We start from the raw sequence: 19,675 nt of genomic DNA on the forward strand, positions 1-19,675 counted from the left end.
CAGCCACCCTAGATTGAACCCAATCAACAGGAGATTGCCGTTATGGCCACCGTCAACGTCACCGATGCCAGCTTCAAGGCCGATGTCCTCGAATCCGACAAGCCCGTGCTGGTCGATTTCTGGGCCGAATGGTGCGGTCCCTGCAAGATGATCGCCCCCGCGTTGGAGGAAATCAGCGAGGAACTGGGCGAGCAGGTCACCATCGCCAAGATGGACATCATGGAAAATACCGACACCGCGAGCGAGATGGGTGTGCAGTCGATCCCGCTGATGGTGCTGTTCAAGAACGGCGAAGCGGTCGCCCGCAAGGTCGGCGCTGCGCCCAAGAGCCAGCTCAAGGACTGGATCGAAAGCGAAATCTGATCCGGTGCGGTTTCTGACCCGGGTGATCTAGCCGCCCGGGCGGAAGCCCAAGGTCTCGAGCCGCGCGACGAATTCGTCCCACAAGCCCTGGCTGGCGGCGGCAATCATCCCTTTGCGATCCGAGTCGACCCGATAGGGCGATCCGTCCTGCCGTGCGCACACTCCGCCTGCCTCGTTGAGGAACAGGCACCCGGCGGCATGATCCCATGGCAGCGTGCGCTCATAGATCGCGATGTCGGTGCCCCCGAAGGCGACGCGCGGGTATTCTTCCGCCGCTGCGCCTGGGGCTGTGGCCAGAGTGTAGTGAGGCACGATCTCTGCCACGAACAGAGCGCGTTGCTCGTCATTCATAAATTTTGTCATCGCCGACAGAGTCGGTGGGGTCTCTCCATCTGAAGACGCTTTCACCGGATCCCCGTCGCGGAACGCTCCGCCACCCTTGCGCGCTGTTAGCAGGCGAGGACGGACGGGATCGTATATCCAGCTCGCAATCGTCTCACCGCCGTCGGCCAGCGCGAGCATGATTGCGAAATGGCCTTCGCCGCGCGCGAAATTGCTCGTGCCGTCGATGGGGTCGATGATCCAGCAGGGGCCTGAAAGCTGTTCGAGCACCGACGGATCGGAATGCGCCGCTTCCTCTCCCACGATGGCAACGCCGGGCTGTAACTTCGTGAGCGCTTCGCTGAGAAACTCTTCGACTTCTTGATCGACCACCGTCACGAGATCGCCCTTGGCCTTTTCCTCGATCTGGTCGCTGCGCAGGTTCTGCCAGCGCGGCAGGATCGAGCGTTCGGCAGCGAACCGAAACAGGTCGAGCAATTCGTCGTCGAGCGCACTCAAGATCGGTAGTCGGCGTTGATGGCGATGTAGCCATGCGTAAGGTCGCAGGTCCACACGGTCGCTTTGCCATCGCCGATGCCTAGATCGACTTCGACGCTGATCTCCTCGCCCTTCAGATGCTCGGCGAGGGGGGCTTCGTCGAAATCCGGGATCGGCTGCCCGTCTTTCGCGGCCCAATGGCCGCCGAAGCCGATCGAGAGCCTGTCCCTGTCGGCCGGCTCGCCAGCCTTGCCGACCGCCATGACCACGCGGCCCCAATTGGCATCCTCTCCGGCGATAGCCGTCTTCACGAGGGGCGAATTGGCAACCGATAAAGCGATGCGATGGGCGCTTCCATCGCTCGATGCACCGCTTACACACACCTCGATGAACTTGCTCGCCCCTTCACCGTCGCGGACGACCAGCTGCGCGAGTTGCCGACAAACATCGTTGAGCGCTGCCGCAAAGGCATCGGCGCCGGGGTCATCGAACGAGGCAAGGGTAGCATTGCCCGCCCTGCCTGTGGCGAAGGCGAGCACGGTATCGCTGGTCGAAGTGTCGCCATCGACGGTGATGCAGGAAAAGGTCTTCGCATTGGCGCGCTCGAGCAGCGCCTGCAGAAATGCCGGGTCGACTGCTGCGTCGGTGAACACATAGCCCAGCATGGTCGCCATGTCGGGCGCGATCATCCCGCTGCCCTTGATGATCCCGCATAACTCTACGCGCATGTCGCCGACCATGGCGGAGGCATGCGCGCCCTTCGGAAATGTATCGGTCGTCGAAATGGCCTGTGCCGCATTTTCCCAACCGCACGGCTCGGCTGAGAACGCCGCCTCCAGCCCCGCATCGGCGATGTCGATGGGCAAAGGAACGCCAATCACGCCGGTCGAGGAGACGAAGACCTGCTCGTGCGCGCAATCCAGATGATCCGCCACCTTGCCAATGATCCGCTCGACAGCTTCGCGTCCGCGATAACCGGTGAAGGCATTGGAATTGCCGGCATTAACCACCAGCGCGCGCGCCGTGCCTTGCCGGACGTATTCGCGGGCCAGTTCGACTTCGCTGGATGCGCAGGCACTTTGTGTAAAGACGCCTGCAACCGAAGTGCCCTCGGCCAGCTCCGCGTAAGTCAAGTCGGCCCTGTCCCAGTTCTTGTAGCCTGCACGCACGGTACGCAGCGTCACGCCGTCGATCGCGGGCATCTCCGGAAATGGCCGGGCCAGGGGGGAAATTGCAATGTCCATGCGTGCGCCATAGTAGGGACGTTCAGCGGGGTAAATCGCCCAGACGTCTGGACGGTTGCGGGCGAAGCGCTTATCTAAGCCACTCTATGCGACGCCAGATACTCACCTTGCTAGCGCTTCTGACCGGGCTTGCCGCCGTTGGCGTGCCCGCGCAGGCAGCCATGGGTGAGATGTTCGGGCCGCAGGTCCAGAGCGATTCCCAATCGGAAAAGCGGGATCAGCGCGAAGAGTGCCGGACTGCCAAGGACAGCGAACGCAGCCCGATCAGGCGTGAAGGCGTGAAGCCGTGTCCGCCCCGCAAGACGGTGAAGATTTACCTGCCGACCGTCATGCTCGGCAGCGACCGCGCCTACGAATAGGCGCTCGCCTGAAATTCCCGCTTCGTTTCAACGTCCTCGCGCCGATGCCGGGGGCGGCTCTCCTATAGACATTCCGCCAGGTAATTGCTCCCATGTTCCAGACACTTATGAAATCGGTCTTCGGCTCCTCGAATGACCGTTACGTCAAGTCGATCGGCAAGATCGTCGACCAGATCAACGCGCTCGAAGACCAGATCAAGGCGCTGTCCGATGAAGCGCTTAAAGCGCAGACGCAGAAGTTTCGCGATCAGCTTGCCGACGGTAAGACGCTCGACGATATCCTGCCAGAGGCTTTTGCGACCGTTCGCGAGGCTTCGATCCGCGTCCTCGGCATGCGGCACTTCGATGTCCAGCTGGTCGGCGGTGTTGTGCTGCACCGCGGTGAAATCGCCGAGATGAAGACGGGCGAGGGCAAGACGCTGGTCGCGACGCTCGCCACCTATCTCAATGCCATCGAAGGCAAGGGCGTCCACGTCGTCACCGTCAACGATTACCTTGCCCGCCGCGACGCCGAGTGGATGGGGCAGCTCTACACCTGGCTAGGCCTTTCGGTGGGCGTGATCGTCCCCAACATTCCCGAACATGCGCGCCGCGATGCCTACAATGCCGACATCACCTACGGCACCAACAACGAATTCGGCTTCGATTACCTGCGCGACAACATGAAGCACGACCGTGCCTCGATGGTGCAGCGTCCCTTCAATTTCGGCATCGTCGATGAGGTCGACTCGATCCTGATCGACGAAGCGCGGACGCCGCTGATTATTTCCGGCCCGACGGAAGACAAGACCGATCTTTACATCGCGGTCGACGAGGTAGTGAAGAGGGTCGACCCCGAATGGTACGAAGCGGACGAGAAAACCAAGAACATCAGCTGGACCGAGGACGGTAACGAAGCGGTCGAAGTGCTGCTGAAAGAGGCCGGTTTGCTCGAAACCGACAATCTCTACGATGTCGAGAACACTCAGGTCGTCCACCATCTGGATCAGGCCCTCAAGGCCAACATCATGTTCAAGAAGGACACCGACTACATCGTGAAGGACGACAAGGTCGTCATCATCGACGAGTTCACGGGCCGCATGATGGACGGGCGCCGCTGGTCGAACGGCTTGCACCAGGCGGTCGAGGCTAAAGAGGGCGTCAAGATCGAGCCCGAAAACCAGACCATGGCCTCGATCACCTTCCAGAACTATTTCCGGATGTATCCGAAGCTGTCGGGCATGACCGGTACCGCCGCCACCGAAGCGAGCGAATTCTGGGATATCTACAAGATGAATGTGGTCGAGATTCCGACCAATGTTCCGGTCCAGCGGATCGACGAGGAAGACGAATTCTACAAGAATACGCTCGACAAGTTTGCGGCCATTGCAAAGGCAATCGCGGAGAAGAGCGCGATCGGCCAGCCTGTGCTTGTCGGTACGGTTTCCATCGAGAAATCAGAGCTTTTGAGCCAGTTTCTCGACAAGGAGGGCGTGAAGCATGCGGTTCTCAACGCACGCTTCCACGAAAGCGAAGCGCATATTGTGGCGCAGGCGGGGCGCCTCGGAGCAGTCACCATCGCCACCAACATGGCCGGCCGCGGCACCGACATCCAGCTCGGCGGCAATGTCGAGTTCCGGATCGAAGACGAGCTCAAGGATATGGAGGACGGCCCCGAGCGCGAAGCGGCGATCGAACGTATCAAGGCCGAGGTGAAGGCCGAGCGCGAGAAAGTGCTCGAAGCCGGCGGGCTGTTCGTGCTCGGCACCGAACGCCACGAGAGCCGTCGTATCGACAACCAGCTGCGCGGCCGCTCCGGGCGCCAGGGCGACCCGGGTCTCAGCCGCTTCTATCTCTGCCTCGAGGACGATCTGCTGCGCATTTTCGGGCCGGATACGCTCTTCGCCAAGATGATGAACTCGAACCTCGAAGACGGCGAGGCGATCGGTTCGAAGTGGCTGTCCAAGGCGATCGAAACTGCTCAGAAGAAGGTCGAAGCGCGCAATTACGATATCCGCAAGCAGGTCGTCGAATACGATGACGTGATGAACGATCAGCGTAAGGTCATCTATGAACAGCGTGCGGAAATCATGGACAGCGAAGCCGTCGACGATGTCGTGGTCGACATGCGCCATGACACCATCAATGCGCTTGTCACCACCGCGTGCCCGCCGGGGTCCTATCCCGAGCAGTGGGATATCGAGGGGCTGAAGGAGCGCGTCGAGGAAGTGCTCGGCCTGGCGCCGCCGTTCGACCAGTGGATGGAAGAGGAGCAGATCGAGCCGGAAATCTTCGAAGAGCGCATTCGCGAACTGGCCGACAAGGCAATGGAAGAGAAGATCGCCGCGACCGATCCGGCAATGTGGAAACGCGTGGAGAAGGGTATCCTTCTCGACAGGCTCGACCATCACTGGAAGGAGCATCTGGCGACGCTCGATGCCTTGCGGCAGGTCGTCTTCCTGCGCGCCTATGCGCAGAAGCAACCTATCAATGAATACAAGCAGGAGGCCTTCGGTTTGTTCGAGCGCCTGCTGGAAACGCTGCGCGAAGATGTGACGAGCATCCTGATCAAGAGCGAGTTCCGCATCGCGCCGCCGGTCGAGCAGGAACTGCCGGATCTGCCGGACTTCCTGACCGGCCATATCGACCCGCTCACCGGACTCGATGATTCGAACGATGGCGATGGGTCCGCCCAGCGTGCCGAACTGTTCGGCTCGCTCGCCGGCAGCCCGCGCGCGGCCGCAAGCCCAGGTGGAGCGTCAGGCGTAACAGACAACCCGTATGCCGGGCAGGATATCAGCCGGAACGCGCCGTGCCCCTGCGGTTCGGGCAGCAAGTACAAGCACTGTCACGGGGCGGCGATCTAGGACTCGAGGCGACGCGCGAGCATGGGTATTGTCGCGCTCGCCGCCGCGTTCTTCGTCACCGCGCTGCTCTATGCCAGCGTAGGATTCGGCGGCGGATCGACCTACAGCGCGCTGCTGGCGCTGGCCGGGTTCGACTATCGGCTGCTGCCGGTGCTGTCGCTGGTCTGCAATATCGCCGTGGTGGCCGGCAGCACGATCCGCTTCGGTCGCGCCGGGGTGATGCCGTGGCGCGGCGCGCTGGTGCTGACCGGCATTGCCGCCCCCGCAGCGCTATTGGGCGGGCTGACACCGATCGGCGAAGGTGCGTTCTTCCTGCTGCTAGGTGTGAGCCTGATCCTGGCGGGTCTCGCGCTGTTCGTCCCGCAGAACGAGAGATCGGACGTACCATCGCGCTTTGCCAAACTGTTGCCGTTCGCTGCGGCTCCGCTTGGCTACCTGTCCGGCTTGGTTGGAATTGGGGGCGGGATCTTTCTCGCTCCCCTGCTCCACCTTACGCGCTGGAACCAGACGCGCAGTATCGCCGCGACAGCGAGCGTCTTCATCCTCGTCAATTCACTGTTCGGTTTGGCCGGGCAGTTGCTCAAAAACGGCCCGGACACGCTCGGATCGGCGGTAACATTCGGCCTGCCACTGATGATCGCAGTAGTGATTGGCGGACAGATCGGCAGCCTGATGGCACTCAAGATCCTGCCGCCGCGCGTGATCCGCTGGCTCACGGCTGCGCTCACGATTTGGGTCGGATCGCGGCTGCTGATCGGACTCTAGGAAAGAATGGCTCCCCGAGTTGGATTCGAACCAACGACCAAGTGATTAACAGTCACCTACTCTACCGCTGAGCTATCGGGGAGCAGCCCGTCTTGCGAGCGAGCCGCGCGTATATGGGCGGCGGAATCGTTTTGCAAGTGCCTCAAGTGACAAATTGTTCGGCCACTATCCGCTCGTCCAGCGAATGGCCCGGGTCAAACAGTAAGGTCAATTCGGACGAGCGCTCAATCGCGACGGAGACTTCGGCAATATCGCGGTATTCGCGTTGATCGGCGACTACCGCGACGGGCCGCTTGTGAGGTTCCAGTACGCGCAGTTTGATGTCGCTGTATTCCGGCAGAATGGCACCGCGCCAGCGCCGGGGACGGAAGGCAGAGATCGGCGTCAGCGCCAGCAATTGCGAATCGAGGGGCAGGATCGGGCCATTGGCGGACAGGTTGTAGGCGGTCGATCCGACCGGCGTGGAGACGAGTACGCCATCGCAGACAAGCTCGCCGATGCGCATCTTGCCGCCGACCGAGACCTCTATCTTCGCCGTCTGACGGGTCTCGCGCAGCAAGGACACCTCGTTGATCGCGCAGGCGGTGGCAACCGATCCATTTTGCAATTTCACTTCGGTGCGCAGCGGGGCGACCCTGCGGATCGACGCGCGATTGACTGCGCCGAGCAGGTCGGGCCGCTTGCGCGGCTTGTTCATCAGGAAGCCGACGGTGCCCATGTTGATGCCATAGGCAGGTTTGACGGCCTCCTCGTCGAGCATCTGGTGCAGGGTCTGAAGCATGAAGCCGTCGCCGCCGAGGACGACCACTGCATCGGCATCTTCGATCGGGGTGAAATCGAATTGCGCGGAAAGATTCTCGGCGGCTTCCTGGCCGCGCTCGGTGTCCGCAGCAAGCAGGGCGAGCGTTTTGAAGGAATTATTCTGGCCCAAACCCGCTCTCCACTATTGCCGTCCGCAGGCTTCCTATGGAGGACCGTGCCATTTGGCAACGCACCGGCTTTTGAGCGGGATGGTTGCCCAGGCAGAGGCTAAGAACGAAGCGATGTCCGATGCGATGATTCTCGACGCCGAAACGGGGCCCGACCTGGGGCGGGTTCTCGACCACGCGCCCAATCTCGCCGATGCGATTGCCGCCGGTGAGATCGAGACCGTGTACCAGCCGCAGTTTACCCTGCCGGATGACAGGCTGATCGGGGCGGAGGCGCTTGCGCGGTGGCAGCACCCCGAACTGGGCACGATCGGCGCCGCGCCGTTATTTGCTATCGCGGCCCAGCAGGGCGTGATGACGAAGCTGTCCGAACATATCGTCGACAATGCCTTGCGAGAGGTGATCCATTGGCCCGCGAATGTGCGCCTGTCGGTGAATATCCTGCCTGAGGAAGTGGCGCGGGAAGGGTTCGCTGACGCATTCATCGTGCGCATGGCCGAAGCCGGCATCGAACCCAAGCGACTGACGGTCGAGATAACCGAGGAAGTATTACTCGGTAATCTGCCCAAAGCTGCGGTGACCCTGGCGGCATTGCGCGACGAAGGAGTGCGAACCGCGCTGGACGATTTCGGCGCGGGCTTTTGCAACTTCCGTTATCTCAAGATCCTGCCGCTCGATTACCTCAAGCTCGATCGCTCGATGGTCGAGGGCATCACGCGCGACGAGCGCGATCTGGCCGTCCTGCGCGGCATTGTCGCCATGGCAAGCGCGCTCGGCTTGCGCGTAATTGCCGAGGGGATCGAGCATGAGGATCAGCGCACAATCGTCGCCGAGGAAGGCTGCGATACGTACCAGGGTTTCGTGCGCGCGGCCCCGATGTCGGCAATGCGGTTCCGGGAACTGGCGCTGCCTCAGGCAGCTTTCTGAGCATTGCGATAGCGGCGCGCCACGCCGCTCAGGCCCTTGGTCAATTGGAACAGGCCGTTCAGCCGACTTTGCGGATCGCCCCAGGCGCGGTTGATGACGAGCTTCATGTCCGGTCGCAGCTTGGCGGTGCCTTTCAACCGGTCGACATAAGCGATGAGGCCCGGTCCGTCGGGAAAATCGTCCTTGTGGAAGGTCACCAGCGTACCCCGCGCGCCGACGTCGATCTTGGCGATATTGGCTTCGATGGCTTGATGCTTGATCTCGATCAGGCGGATCAGGTTGGCCGTCGCGTCGGGCAGCGGGCCGAAGCGGTCGATCATCTCGGCGGCGAGCGATTCGATCTCGGCTTTGTCCTGCGCCTGGTTCAGGCGGCGATAGAGCGCCATGCGGACGGCCAGGTCGGGGATATACTCCTCCGGGATCATGATGGGCGCATCGACGGTGATCTGCGGGCTGAGCGCGTCGCGGTCTTCGGAAAGGCCCGCCTCGCCTGCCTTGGCGGCCATAATCGCGTCTTCCAGCATCGACTGGTAAAGCTCGAACCCGACCTCGCGAATGTGGCCGGACTGTTCGTCGCCGAGCAGGTTGCCCGCTCCCCGAATGTCGAGATCGTGACTGGCAAGCTGGAAGCCTGCTCCGAGAGAATCGAGATCCCCCAGCACCTTCAGCCGCTTCTCCGCCACTTCGGAGAGCTGGGTATCGACGGCATAGGTAAGGTACGCGTAGGCCCGTAGCTTGGCCCGCCCGACGCGGCCGCGCAGCTGATAGAGCTGGGCCAAGCCGAAAATGTCGGCGCGGTGGATGATAATCGTATTGGCACTGGGCAGGTCCAGACCGCTTTCGACGATCGTCGTGGAGAGCAGCACCTCGTATTTGCCTTCGTAGAATGCGCTCATGCGCTTTTCGATCTCGGCGGCGCCCATCTGGCCGTGCGCGGTGACCGCCTTTACCTCGGGCACATTGTCGCGCAGCCATTCCTCGACGCTTTCCATGTCGGCAATACGCGGCACCACGATGAAACTCTGACCGCCGCGGTGATGCTCGCGCAGCAGCGCTTCTCGCATCACCATGTCGTCCCATTCCATCACGTATGTGCGCACCGCGAGGCGATCGACCGGCGGGGTCTGGATGGTCGAAAGCTCGCGCAAGCCCGTCATGGCCATCTGCAACGTTCGCGGGATCGGTGTTGCGGTGAGCGTGAGCATATGCACATCGGCACGAAGCTGCTTGAGCTTTTCCTTGTGCGTCACACCGAAGCGCTGTTCTTCGTCGACGATCACGAGGCCGAGGTTCTTGAATTCGGTCGACTTGCTGAGGATCGCGTGGGTGCCGACGACGATGTCGACATCGCCCTTGGCGAGACCTTCGCGGGTTTCGGACATTTCGCCCGAGGGCACCAAGCGGCTGAGCCTGCCGATCTTGAGCGGGAAGCCAGCGAAACGCTCGGAAAAGTTCTGATAATGTTGGCGCGCGAGCAGGGTGGTGGGAGCGACTACCGCCACCTGCTGTCCGTTCATCGCAGCCACGAAAGCGGCACGCAGCGCGACCTCGGTCTTGCCGAAGCCGACATCGCCGCACACCAGCCGATCCATCGGGCGACCGCTCTCGAGGTCGCGCAGGACATCGGCGATGGCCGCTTCCTGGTCGTCAGTTTCCTCCCACGGGAATTTCTCGACAAACTGGTTGAAGACGGAGTCCTCGGCCTCCAACACGGGTGCTTTCTTGAGCGCGCGCTGGGCCGCGGTTTTCATCAACTCGCCTGCAATTTCGCGGATCCGCTCGCGCAATTGCGCGCGGCGTCGCTGCCAGGCTTCGCCGCCCAGCTTGTCGAGCATCACGGCCTCTTCGCTGCTGCCATAGCGCGAGAGGACGTCGATATTCTCGACCGGGATGTAGAGTTTGTCGCCGCCACGATATTCCAGCATCACGCAATCGTGCTGGCTCTTGCCGACGGCAATGGGTTCAAGCCCCAGATACTTGCCGATCCCGTGCTCCACATGCACCACCAGATCGCCGCGGGTCAGCGCCTGAAGTTCAGCCAGGAAGGCATCGGAATCCTTGCGCTTTTTCTTGCGCCGCACCAACCGGTCGCCGAGCATGTCCTGCTCGGTCAGCAGCTCCATCTGGTCGTTGGCGAAGCCGGTTTCGATCGGAAGCACAAGCGCCACCGGATTGCCCTTCGCCGCAAGACCCAGCGCCTCTTGCCAGCTATCGGCCAGCTGGGTCTCGCAACCGGCTTCGGACAGGATCGACGCCATGCGGCTCCGGCTGCCTTCCGAATAGGCGGTGAGCAGCGGCTTCTTGCCCTGGTTCGCTAGTCCTTTCAGGTGCTTGGCGGCGGTTTCGTAGACATTGTCGCCGCGCGCGCGCTCTGGTGCGAAATCGCGCGCCGAAGTGAAGCCGAAGTCGACGACCTTGTCGTTTTCCGGCTCGGCGAAAATCACGCTTCGATGCGCGGGTGCAGCCTTGAGATGCTCGTGCCATTCGTCGCCCGAAACATACAATTGCTCTGTCGCGAGCGGACGATAGCCGCCCTTGGCCTGCCCGGTCGCATTGCTGCGGCTCTCGCGGTAGTCGGCAATGTCTTTCAGTCGCTCTTCGACCGCGCTTGTGGCGGCACCGTCCATCACCACCAGGTCGTCCTCGGCCAAGTGGTCGAACAGGGTAACCAGCCGGTCCTCGAACAGGGGAAGCCAGTGCTCCATACCCGCCAAGCGGCGGCCTTCGCTGACCGCTTCGTAAAGCGGGTCCTGGGTCGCTGCTGCGCCGAACATTTCGCGATAGCGGCTGCGGAAACGCTTGATGCTGTCTTCGTCCAGCAATGCTTCGCTGGCAGGCAGCAGCAGATGCGATTTAATGACTTCGGTGCTCATCTGCGTCGAGGGATCGAACAGGCGCAGGCTTTCCAGCTCGTCGCCGAAGAAATCGAGCCGCAGGCCTTGGTCTAGGCCCGACGGGAAGATGTCGACGATCGAGCCACGAATGGCGTATTCGCCGCTGTCCACGACAGTATCGGTGCGGGTGTAGCCCTGGCGGCGGAGTAGGGCGGACAGGCTTTCCATACCGATCTCGGTGCCGACCGCGAATTCGCGAACGCTTTCGCGAATACGGAACGGCGTCAGCACCCGCTGCAAAGCGGCGTTAACGGTGGTGACCAGCAATTGAGCGCCGGGATTGCCTGTCTGCAGCCGATGCAATGCTGCGAGCCTCTTCGCGCTGACGGAAAGCGCGGGGCTGGCGCGGTCGTAGGGCAGGCAGTCCCACGCGGGGAATTCGATCACTTCGAGCTCGGGCGCAAAATAGTGTGCCGCATCCGTTACGGCGCGCATCGCTGCATCGTCGGGGGCGATGAATACAGCGCGGCCCTTCGAAGCGCGCGCAAGATCGCTCATGACCAGCGGCTGCGCGCCGCGTGCTACCGATGCGAGCGTCAGCGGACTTTCGGCTTTCAGGATACGGGAGAGGTCGGGCATGGTTTGGTCAGCGTTCCTGTCGGCCAAGCGTTCCGTCGGTGGTGACGAAGCACGCGCAAAAAGCCCCCTTCCGTGTTCTGGAAGGGGGTATCGGTTTGATTTCAGCGCCGCGTTAGCGCGGGATATCGACGTAGTCGAGCTTGCGCATGAGTTCCATCTGCGACCCGGCGACATGCTCGGGTATGGGCAGCGTGCCCAGCGCCCAGGCCATGATGTCCACATCGTCTTCGTCGAGCAGCATTTCGAACCACGCCAAATCCTCTTCGCCCCAGCCGTCCGAATAGCGGTCGAAGAACCCGCCGATCATGTAGTCGGCCTCGCGCGTGCCGCGGTGCCACCCGCGAAACTTGGCGCGGGCAAGGCGGGTGGTGAAATCGCTCATGGCGGGGCGGTTATCTTGCCTGTCATCCCAGGGCAAGCTGGGATCTGTCTCCACAGACACGACGGGATTGTGAGAGATCCGAGCTTTTGCTGGGATGACGAGAGTGCTTAAAGAACCGCCATGCGCCCCGATATCCTCAATGCCTTGTTTGCCGAGGTCGATACGCTCGATGGCGTGGGGCCGAAGCTCAAGAAGCCGCTCGACAAGCTGGGGCTGACGCGGGTGCGCGATGTCGCTTATCACCTGCCCGACCGCTTCGTGACGCGGCGGGCAGTGCAGAATCTCGATGAGGCGGGCGAGGGCGAGCAGATCGTCATCCAGCTCACGCCGACCGAGCACCGGGGTCCGCGCAATCCGGGCCGCGGGCCGCACCGTGTCTTCGCGCAAGACGCCATCGGCAATGTGTGCGCGCTGACCTATTTCGGGCGCGCCAGCTATTCGGCGAAGAAGCTGTTGCCGGTAGGCGAGACGCGCTGGGTCGCCGGCAAGCTGGAACGGTATGGCGACATGCTCCAGATCGTGCATCCCGACCATGTGCTGGAAGAAGGCGGCGAGAGCCTGCAGCGCCTGTGCGAGCCGGTCTATGCGCTGTCCGAGGGACTGACGCAGCCCAAGGTGGCGGGGCTGGTCTCGCAGGCGCTGACGAAGCTGCCCGAGCTTCCCGAATGGATCGAGCCGGGGCAGTTCGAGAAAGAGCAGTGGCCGATCTGGTCTGATGCGCTCAAGCTGGCGCACAAATCCGAGAATGGTTCGGCGCGCGATCGGTTGGCCTATGACGAATTGCTGGCCAATAGCCTTGCGCTGATGCTGGTCCGGGCCGACAATCGCCAGCGCAAGGGCCGGGCGCTGGTCGGTGACGGCTCGCGTATCGGTAAGCTGCAACTGCCGTTCCCGCTGACCGGCGCGCAGGAGCGCTCGATCCGCGAGATCACCGAGGACATGGGGCAGGAAGCGCCAATGCTGCGGCTCCTCCAGGGCGATGTCGGCGCGGGCAAGACGGTCGTCGCGCTGGAGACGATGCTGGTGGCGGTCGAAGCGGGCGCGCAGGCGGCGCTGCTCGCCCCGACCGAAATCCTCGCGCGCCAGCATTTCGAGACCCTGCGCGACATGGCGCGGCCAACCGGTACGGAAGTTGCGCTGCTGACCGGGCGCGACAAGGGCAGGGCGCGTGAAAGCATCCTGATGGGCCTGCTCGACGGATCGATCGATATCGTCGTCGGCACCCACGCAATCTTCCAGGACGCGGTGCAATACCGTGACCTCGGCCTCGTAGTGATCGACGAGCAGCATCGCTTCGGCGTCGCCCAGCGGCTGCAACTGGCGCGCAAGGGCAGACGCACACCGCACACGCTGGCGATGACTGCGACACCGATCCCAAGAACGCTAACACTCGCGCAATATGGCGAGATGGATGTCAGCCGCTTGGATGAGCTTCCGCCGGGTAGGCAGGCGATCGACACCCGTGTCGTCGGGCAGGATCGCCTCGCCGAAGTCGTCGAAGGGGTGGGACGCCATATCGATAAAGGGCAGCAGGCCTATTGGGTCTGCCCGATGGTGCGCGACAGCGAGACCGTGGATATTGCTGCCGCCGAGGCGCGCTATGCGGCGTTGAAAGAGCGGTTCGGCGACACTGTCGTACTGGTCCACGGCCAGCTCGAGCCTGCCGCCAAGGACGCAGCTATGGAGCGGTTCGCCAGTGGCGAAGCCAAACTGCTGGTGGCGACCACCGTGATCGAAGTCGGCGTCGACGTTCCTGCTGCAACCTTGATGGTCATCGAGCAGGCCGAGCGGTTCGGCCTGGCGCAGTTGCACCAATTGCGCGGCCGCGTGGGACGGGGTTCGGAGAAGTCCGTCTGCCTATTGCTACGCGGCGAAGCGCTCTCGGACACAGGCCGCAAGCGCCTGGCCCTCATGCGCGAAACGCAGGACGGCTTTCGCATCGCCGAGGAAGACCTCGAACTTCGCGGCGGCGGCGAATTGCTTGGCACGCGCCAATCGGGCGACACGCCATTTCGCGTGGCCGACCTTGAGCAAATTCAGCGCTTACTCCCCGTCGCACACGCCGACGCGCGCCTCCTCATAGAACGCGACGGCGGCCTCAGCTCCGAGCGCGGTGAGGCCGCGAGAGTGCTGCTTTACCTCTTCGAGCGGGACTACGGCGTACAGCTACTTCGCGGCGGCTAGCTTGGCCACGATGGCTTCAGCAGCCATCCAAACATCGTCCCACGTATATTCGAAATGCTCCTCGCCATCGTAATAGGGATCGGCGACCGCAGCACCTTCGCGGCCCGGCACCATGTCCATCAGCAGCGAGACATGCGCGTCATGCCTGTCCGGCGCCATGGCCTTGATGTTGGCGAGGTTGGAGTGGTCCAGCGCAAGGATATGCGTGAAGCGCTTGAAATCCGCCTGCTCGATCTGCCGCCCGCGATACTGGGCGATGTCGATCCCGTATTTCGCCGCGGTGCTGACGCTGCGCGGGTCCGGCGGCTCGCCGACATGATAGGCGGCGGTACCGGCGCTGTCGGCCTCGGCGTCCAGACCAGCGTCGGCGCTGGCCTTGCGGAACGCGGCTTCCGCCAAAGGGGACCGGCAGATATTGCCGAGGCAGACGAACAGGACGGCAGGAGTTTGGTTCATGTCTGTTGCCTACTGGACCCTCGCGCCTGCCCGCAATAGGGAGGCGCGCAAGAAGGAGATTATCGATGCGTCACCTGTTCACCGCGCTGGCCCTGTCCACGGCGATCGTCGCGCCTGCCTATGCGAGCCCGGTCGAAGATTACACGGAGTTGCGCGAGGAGATTTGGCAGTGGCGGCTCGATAACAGTCCCGGCCTAGCCACCAGCATCGGAGACCGTCGCGGCGACGGTAAGTTGGGCGACTGGTCGCTGGAAACGCATTTCCGGGTTATCGACGAAGCTAAAGCCTATCTCGCGCAGATCGACGCCATCGACAGGGATGCCCTACCGCAGGATCTTGCGGTCGATCTCGGCATCATTCGCAGTGGGCTGGCCGATGCGGTCGCGGCCTCGGAACATGACCACGATGCCTACGTGCTGTTCACCAATCGCGGCGGCTGGTTCTCCTTCGTGGCAGCGCTGCCCTATCGCTCGCCCTTCTTCACCAAGGCCGATTACGAAAGCTATGTAGGGCGGCTGGAGGCCTATCCCAAGGTCAACGCCGACGGCATCTCCCGTTCGCGCGAAGCGGTGGCGCGCGGGCTGACGCAGGCGTGCGAGCCCATGCAGGGTTTCGAAGATCGCATCGCAGGCCAGATCGACGAAGACTATACCAAGACGGCCTTCTGGCGTCCGTTTGCCGGTGAGCGTCCGTCGAGCATCAGCGAAGCCGACTGGGAAGCCCTGAAGGCGAGGGCGGCGACCGCCATCGAAGACGGCCTCGTCCCGGCCTATGAGGCTTTCCTCACCTTCTACGCCGACGAATATGCGCCTGCCTGCCGCACCGGCGCGCCCGGCGTTTCCGGCACGCCGGGCGGGGCGGATTACTACGAGTATCTGGTGGGCAGCTATACCACGACCGACATGACGGCAGACGAGATCCACCGGTTGGGTCTTAGCGAAGTTGCGCGAATCCGGGCCGAGATGGAGCAGGTCGCTGCGGAAGCGGGCTTCGACACGCGCGAAGCCTTCATCGAGCACCTCAGAACCGACCCGCAATATTACATGACCGACGCGGACGACTACGTCGATTATGTGGGGGCACTGGCGAAGGAGATCGATGGCTGGATGCCCAAGCTGTTCGGCAAGCTCCCGCGCCAGCCCTACACCGTATTGCCGATCCCTGCCGCCAATGCGCCGGGCAATACCACCGCCTATTACGAGCGTGGATCGCTGGAGACCGGACAGCCCGGTATCTATCGCATCAACACCACCGAGCTCGACCAGCGTCCATTGTGGGAATTGCCTGCGCTCGGCGTCCATGAAGCAGTGCCCGGCCATCATCATCAGATCGCGCTGCAACAGGAACTCGATATCCACCCGCTGCGCGCCAATGGTACGTTCTTCACCGCCTTCGTCGAAGGCTGGGGGCTCTATTCGGAGCGGCTCGGGATCGAGATGGGTCTCTACGATACGCCCGCCAAGCAAATGGGCCGGTTGAGCTACGAAATGTGGCGGGCGACCCGGCTGGTGGTCGATACCGGCTTGCATTCGAAGGGCTGGAGCAAGCAGCAAGCAGTCGATTACATGCTCGACAACACCGCGCTCACGGCGGCCAATGTCGATGCCGAGGTCAATCGCTATATCACACGGCCCGGGCAGGCGCTCGCCTACAAGATCGGCGAGCTCAAGATCCGCGAACTCCGCCAGCGAGCGAGCGAGGCCTTAGGTGAACGCTTCGACCTGCGCGCCTTCCATGATGCGGTGCTGGAAAATGGTGCAGTTCCGCTCGATGTGCTGGACTCGCATATCGACCGCTGGATTGCAGCGCAGCAAACCGGTTAGGCATCACGCCGTCGCTGCGAGGACCTCTTCGACGACCGCGCGTACATTCACCACCGCTTTCAGCCGCGCGCCGAGCAGGGCCGTGCCGCTCACCTTGCGCTGCACGAACAGCGTTTCCACCGGCGGCAGGTGCCAGGTCCGGCGGTCCTGAGCGATCGCCATGCCTTCATCGCGCAACAGCGGCACGAAGCTGCGGTCGCCGAAATCGAAGGGCGCGTCCTGGCTCATCTCGTTGACGATGATGTCGATCATGCGGTCGACGCGCTCGGGATAAAGCTCGACGACGGCTGCGCTCATGAACCCTGCCCGTAAAGCCTCCTGCTTGATCCCCAGTTTGTCTTCGGCAAGTCCGGCTTCCAACAATCGCCGATAGGCAATCCGTATCTTGTCATCGACTTCGCGGGTTGCACCGAAATCCAGCAGGACGACGCGCCCCGTATCGCGCTGGTAACGGAAGTTTGCGAAGTTCGGGTCGGTCTGCATGACCCCGAATTCGAACAACTCGCGCGCCACCAGTCGCATCATCTGTTCGAACACGGTGTTGCGCAGGTCCTGCGGCTCGTGCTCCAGACTTTCGATCGGAATACCTTCGACGAAGGACATGGCCAGGATGCGCTCGCTGGTCAGCTCTTTATGCAGTTCGGGTATGACGAAGACAGGCAGGTCGGCGAGCCTTTCGCGATAGAGCATCATCTGCTCGCCCTCGCGAATATAGTCTGCCTCCTCGTGCAGTTGCTCCTTGGCAGCCGTCAGGAGCGGACCGATATCGAGCTCCTTGGGCAGCAATCCCGAGACGCGTAGCAATGTCGCAACATTGTCGACATCGCTGTCGATGCTCTCCGCGACGCCGGGATACTGCACCTTGATCGCCAGGGTCTCGCCATCGCGAGTGACCGCACGATGGACCTGGCCGATGCTGGCGGCGGCGATGGGCCGAGGCTCGAAGCGGCGGAATTGCTTCCGCCAATCCTTGCCCCATTCCGCCGCGAGAACCTTGTCGAGTTGTTTCGGCGGCATGAAATTGGCCTGGTCGCGCAGGCTGGCGAGGATCTGCGATAGTTCCGGCGGCAACATGTCGCCGGCATCCATGCTGATCATCTGGCCGAGCTTCATGGCGGCTCCGCGCAAGTGAGCCAGCCGTTCCGTCAGCCGCCTGGCATTGCCGGTGGTGAGAATAAGTTCATCGAGCTTCGGCCGCTGGCCCGCAGCAAGTCTCCGCGCGCCTTCGCCTAGCATCGATCCCGCGACGCCGCCCGCCAACCGGCCAAAACCCGCAAGGCGCGAAATGCGCCCGCTGGGAACCGCGCGGTGCCGCGGGGGATTATCGGAGTCGGACATGTAGGGGGCCGTTTTCACAGAAATGAGGGATATGCAGGAGAAACCTGCCGCGCAGGATAGTGTTCCGCCGATGGCGATGTGGCTTGGCTATGCCGGCCTGTTGCCGCAGCTCGTCGCGGTTGGCTTGGTCATGTACGGCGGCGACTGGAAATGGATCGCGCTCGCTGCAAGCTACGCCTATGCGGCACTGATCTTCAGCTTCTTGGGCGGTGTGTGGTGGGGCCAAGTGCTGCAGAGTTCGCAAGCTTCGCGCTGGTGGTATGCCGTCGCTATCATGCCGAGCCTGATCGGTCTCGCGCTTTTCCTGCCGTGGACATTCGGCGCCGACTGGCCCGGGCCTTCATTGCTCTGGTTGGGGATTGCGATTGTGCTGTCGCCGCTAGTCGATCGGCGCTTGGGGCTTGGCGGCGTGGAATGGATGAAGCTGCGCTGGCGGCTGTCGGTAGGGCTGGGCGGGCTGAGCCTCGTGCTGGCGCTGCTTGCTCTGGAGGGGGGATAGCCCTTCGCTATCGCTCGGGAGTTTCGACGGAATTCGATCCCCCGGATTGAATTCTTTGGTCGAAACTGGTCGGGGAGAGAGGATTCGAACCTCCGGCCCCTGCCTCCCGAAGACAGTGCTCTACCAGGCTGAGCTACTCCCCGACCGTGTCGGTCCCGCATGGCCAATCGCCTGTGCGGGTCGAGGCAAGGCGCGCCCTATAGGTGTGGATGGGCGGGGTGGCAAGCGGGCAATTGCAAGGTAAGAGACTTTGCATGGCAAGCGTCTCGATTCCGTCCGAGCTCATGGGGCCCAGCAACTCGGAACGCCATTCCGAATGGCAATATCTCGACCTGATGCGGCGCATCTGGGCGGAGGGCAGCGAGCGGGTCGATCGCACGGGTGTCGGCACGCGTTCGGTGTTCGGGGCACAATTGCGGTTCGACCTGGCCGATGGGGCTATGCCGCTGCTCACAACGAAGCGGGTCTACTGGAAAACCGCGACGCGCGAGATGCTGTGGTTCCTGACCGGTGACACGAATATCCGCCCGCTGGTGCTGCAGGGAGTCAAGATCTGGAATGAGTGGCCGCATGCCCGCTATGTTAACGAAACGGGCGAGGACATTGCGCTCGACGATTTCATCCAGCGCATCGCCGATGACGAGGCCTTTGCTGAACGCTGGGGGGATCTCGGCCCGGTCTATGGCAAGCAATGGGTCGATTGGCCGACCTATCGTTATCGCAAGGACGGGCTGTACGAGAAAAGCGAAGGCATCAACCAGATCGCCGAGGTTGTCGAAAGCCTCAAGACCAATCCTGGCAGCCGCCGCCACATCATCGAAGGCTGGAATGTCGCCGAGCTTGACCGCATGGCGCTGCCGCCCTGCCACAAGACCTATCAATTTCACGTCGCTAAGGACGATCAAGGGCGCGATCGCCTGAATTGTCTGCTTTACCAGCGCAGTTGCGATGTCGCGCTCGGTCTGCCTTTCAACCTGTGGTCGGCAGCGCTGTTGCAGCGCATGATGGCGCAGCAGACCGACCTGGAACCGGGCGAGCTGGTCTGGATGGGCGGAGACACGCATCTCTACCTCAATCACGAGCACTTGATCACCGAGCAGCTGAATCGGGAACCGCAAGGCCATCCCACGCTTGAAATAGTAAGGCGGCCCGACAGCATATTCGACTACCGGATCGAGGATTTCGTGGTGCATAATTACGAACCGCACCCTCCGATCAAAGCACCTGTTGCGGTCTGACCCGATCCGGGTCCATAGCCTTGACCATAA

Annotated in this window: 16 protein-coding genes and 2 tRNA genes; 9 read left to right on the forward strand and 9 right to left on the reverse strand. The window is 62.5% G+C overall.

Going from position 1 to position 19,675, the window contains the following annotated elements; all coding sequences use genetic code 11:
* The first annotated feature begins 42 nt into the window (after nt 1-42).
* Nucleotides 43-363, forward strand: a complete 321-nt coding sequence (gene trxA, locus EL2594_RS05005) for a thioredoxin (RefSeq protein ID WP_011413943.1) — start codon at nt 43-45, stop codon at nt 361-363.
* 27 nt (nt 364-390) lie between these two features.
* Here the strand turns inward: trxA and EL2594_RS05010 are convergent, their stop codons facing one another.
* Complete coding sequence (locus tag EL2594_RS05010; protein ID WP_011413944.1) at nt 391-1,203, reverse strand: inositol monophosphatase family protein; 813 nt, start codon at nt 1,201-1,203, stop codon at nt 391-393.
* Nucleotides 1,200-2,426: a bifunctional glutamate N-acetyltransferase/amino-acid acetyltransferase ArgJ gene (gene argJ / locus EL2594_RS05015; protein WP_041685088.1), complete on the reverse strand. Its 1,227-nt coding sequence runs from the start codon at nt 2,424-2,426 to the stop codon at nt 1,200-1,202. The genes EL2594_RS05010 and argJ overlap by 4 nt, the downstream gene beginning before the upstream one ends.
* A gap of 86 nt (nt 2,427-2,512) precedes the next feature.
* Between argJ and EL2594_RS05020 the strand changes: the two genes are divergently transcribed.
* The 3 genes from EL2594_RS05020 to EL2594_RS05030 all read left to right on the forward strand — a co-directional run bounded on the left by EL2594_RS05020 (nt 2,513) and on the right by EL2594_RS05030 (nt 6,396).
* Complete coding sequence (locus EL2594_RS05020) at nt 2,513-2,785, forward strand: hypothetical protein (RefSeq protein ID WP_011413946.1); 273 nt, start codon at nt 2,513-2,515, stop codon at nt 2,783-2,785.
* A 92-nt stretch (nt 2,786-2,877) separates the two neighbouring features.
* Nucleotides 2,878-5,631: a preprotein translocase subunit SecA gene (secA, locus tag EL2594_RS05025; RefSeq protein ID WP_011413947.1), complete on the forward strand. Its 2,754-nt coding sequence runs from the start codon at nt 2,878-2,880 to the stop codon at nt 5,629-5,631.
* A gap of 21 nt (nt 5,632-5,652) precedes the next feature.
* The gene (locus tag EL2594_RS05030; RefSeq protein ID WP_011413948.1) at nt 5,653-6,396 is read left to right on the forward strand and encodes a sulfite exporter TauE/SafE family protein; all 744 of its coding nucleotides are present in this window, start codon (nt 5,653-5,655) and stop codon (nt 6,394-6,396) included.
* Between the two features lie 7 nt (nt 6,397-6,403).
* On the opposite strand, the gene EL2594_RS05035 is transcribed toward EL2594_RS05030, so the two are convergent.
* Together EL2594_RS05035 and EL2594_RS05040 are read right to left on the reverse strand one after the other, a co-directional pair.
* A tRNA-Asn gene (locus EL2594_RS05035) sits at nt 6,404-6,478 on the reverse strand.
* 60 nt (nt 6,479-6,538) lie between these two features.
* On the reverse strand, nt 6,539-7,327 hold the full coding sequence (locus tag EL2594_RS05040) for an NAD kinase (RefSeq protein ID WP_011413949.1): 789 nt from the start codon (nt 7,325-7,327) through the stop codon (nt 6,539-6,541).
* Between the two features lie 112 nt (nt 7,328-7,439).
* On the opposite strand from EL2594_RS05040, the gene EL2594_RS05045 reads away from it, so the two are divergent.
* On the forward strand, nt 7,440-8,252 hold the full coding sequence (locus tag EL2594_RS05045; RefSeq protein WP_233994316.1) for an EAL domain-containing protein: 813 nt from the start codon (nt 7,440-7,442) through the stop codon (nt 8,250-8,252).
* Here EL2594_RS05045 and mfd read toward each other — a convergent pair.
* Nucleotides 8,237-11,725, reverse strand: coding sequence for a transcription-repair coupling factor (mfd, locus tag EL2594_RS05050; protein WP_011413951.1), 3,489 nt, complete (start codon nt 11,723-11,725; stop codon nt 8,237-8,239). The genes EL2594_RS05045 and mfd overlap by 16 nt on opposite strands.
* A 112-nt stretch (nt 11,726-11,837) precedes the next feature.
* Nucleotides 11,838-12,107, reverse strand: a complete 270-nt coding sequence (locus EL2594_RS05055) for a succinate dehydrogenase assembly factor 2 (protein ID WP_011413952.1) — start codon at nt 12,105-12,107, stop codon at nt 11,838-11,840.
* A 120-nt stretch (nt 12,108-12,227) separates the two neighbouring features.
* On the opposite strand from EL2594_RS05055, the gene recG reads away from it, so the two are divergent.
* On the forward strand, nt 12,228-14,291 hold the full coding sequence (gene recG, locus EL2594_RS05060; protein ID WP_011413953.1) for an ATP-dependent DNA helicase RecG: 2,064 nt from the start codon (nt 12,228-12,230) through the stop codon (nt 14,289-14,291).
* On the opposite strand, the gene EL2594_RS05065 is transcribed toward recG, so the two are convergent.
* Nucleotides 14,274-14,747 (reverse strand): low molecular weight protein-tyrosine-phosphatase, encoded by a 474-nt coding sequence (locus EL2594_RS05065; protein WP_011413954.1) that lies wholly within the window; start codon nt 14,745-14,747, stop codon nt 14,274-14,276. The genes recG and EL2594_RS05065 overlap by 18 nt on opposite strands.
* A gap of 65 nt (nt 14,748-14,812) precedes the next feature.
* On the opposite strand from EL2594_RS05065, the gene EL2594_RS05070 reads away from it, so the two are divergent.
* Nucleotides 14,813-16,570 carry a DUF885 domain-containing protein gene (locus tag EL2594_RS05070; RefSeq protein WP_011413955.1) on the forward strand — a complete coding sequence of 586 codons (1,758 nt, stop codon included), beginning with the start codon at nt 14,813-14,815 and terminating at the stop codon, nt 16,568-16,570.
* 3 nt (nt 16,571-16,573) lie between these two features.
* Here the strand turns inward: EL2594_RS05070 and EL2594_RS05075 are convergent, their stop codons facing one another.
* Nucleotides 16,574-17,908 carry an ABC1 kinase family protein gene (locus EL2594_RS05075; RefSeq protein ID WP_011413956.1) on the reverse strand — a complete coding sequence of 445 codons (1,335 nt, stop codon included), beginning with the start codon at nt 17,906-17,908 and terminating at the stop codon, nt 16,574-16,576.
* Nucleotides 17,909-17,939: 31 nt separating this feature from the next.
* Here EL2594_RS05075 and EL2594_RS05080 point away from each other — a divergent pair, with 31 nt between their 5' ends.
* Nucleotides 17,940-18,407: a DUF3429 domain-containing protein gene (locus EL2594_RS05080; RefSeq protein ID WP_011413957.1), complete on the forward strand. Its 468-nt coding sequence runs from the start codon at nt 17,940-17,942 to the stop codon at nt 18,405-18,407.
* 66 nt (nt 18,408-18,473) lie between these two features.
* Here the strand turns inward: EL2594_RS05080 and EL2594_RS05085 are convergent.
* Nucleotides 18,474-18,550 (reverse strand) — tRNA-Pro (locus tag EL2594_RS05085).
* A 111-nt stretch (nt 18,551-18,661) separates the two neighbouring features.
* Between EL2594_RS05085 and thyA the strand changes: the two genes are divergently transcribed.
* Nucleotides 18,662-19,645: a thymidylate synthase gene (thyA, locus tag EL2594_RS05090; protein WP_011413958.1), complete on the forward strand. Its 984-nt coding sequence runs from the start codon at nt 18,662-18,664 to the stop codon at nt 19,643-19,645.
* Nucleotides 19,646-19,675 lie beyond the last annotated feature (30 nt).

It is taken from the genome of Erythrobacter litoralis HTCC2594 (genome assembly GCF_000013005.1).
GTDB classification, from domain to species: Bacteria; Pseudomonadota; Alphaproteobacteria; order Sphingomonadales; family Sphingomonadaceae; genus Parerythrobacter; species Parerythrobacter litoralis_A.

What these genes read in the sequence shown, in the direction of transcription:
- EL2594_RS05045 (WP_233994316.1), top strand. Translation starts at nt 7,440, where the DNA reads ATGTCCGATGCGATGATTCTCGACGCCGAAACGGGGCCCGACCTGGGG.
- EL2594_RS05080 (WP_011413957.1), top strand. Translation starts at nt 17,940, where the DNA reads ATGCAGGAGAAACCTGCCGCGCAGGATAGTGTTCCGCCGATGGCGATG.
- EL2594_RS05030 (WP_011413948.1), top strand. Translation starts at nt 5,653, where the DNA reads ATGGGTATTGTCGCGCTCGCCGCCGCGTTCTTCGTCACCGCGCTGCTC.
- mfd (WP_011413951.1), bottom strand. Translation starts at nt 11,725, where the DNA reads ATGCCCGACCTCTCCCGTATCCTGAAAGCCGAAAGTCCGCTGACGCTC.
- EL2594_RS05055 (WP_011413952.1), bottom strand. Translation starts at nt 12,107, where the DNA reads ATGAGCGATTTCACCACCCGCCTTGCCCGCGCCAAGTTTCGCGGGTGG.
- recG (WP_011413953.1), top strand. Translation starts at nt 12,228, where the DNA reads ATGCGCCCCGATATCCTCAATGCCTTGTTTGCCGAGGTCGATACGCTC.
- EL2594_RS05020 (WP_011413946.1), top strand. Translation starts at nt 2,513, where the DNA reads ATGCGACGCCAGATACTCACCTTGCTAGCGCTTCTGACCGGGCTTGCC.
- thyA (WP_011413958.1), top strand. Translation starts at nt 18,662, where the DNA reads ATGGCAAGCGTCTCGATTCCGTCCGAGCTCATGGGGCCCAGCAACTCG.
- secA (WP_011413947.1), top strand. Translation starts at nt 2,878, where the DNA reads ATGTTCCAGACACTTATGAAATCGGTCTTCGGCTCCTCGAATGACCGT.
- EL2594_RS05075 (WP_011413956.1), bottom strand. Translation starts at nt 17,908, where the DNA reads ATGTCCGACTCCGATAATCCCCCGCGGCACCGCGCGGTTCCCAGCGGG.
- EL2594_RS05065 (WP_011413954.1), bottom strand. Translation starts at nt 14,747, where the DNA reads ATGAACCAAACTCCTGCCGTCCTGTTCGTCTGCCTCGGCAATATCTGC.
- trxA (WP_011413943.1), top strand. Translation starts at nt 43, where the DNA reads ATGGCCACCGTCAACGTCACCGATGCCAGCTTCAAGGCCGATGTCCTC.
- EL2594_RS05070 (WP_011413955.1), top strand. Translation starts at nt 14,813, where the DNA reads ATGCGTCACCTGTTCACCGCGCTGGCCCTGTCCACGGCGATCGTCGCG.
- argJ (WP_041685088.1), bottom strand. Translation starts at nt 2,426, where the DNA reads ATGGACATTGCAATTTCCCCCCTGGCCCGGCCATTTCCGGAGATGCCC.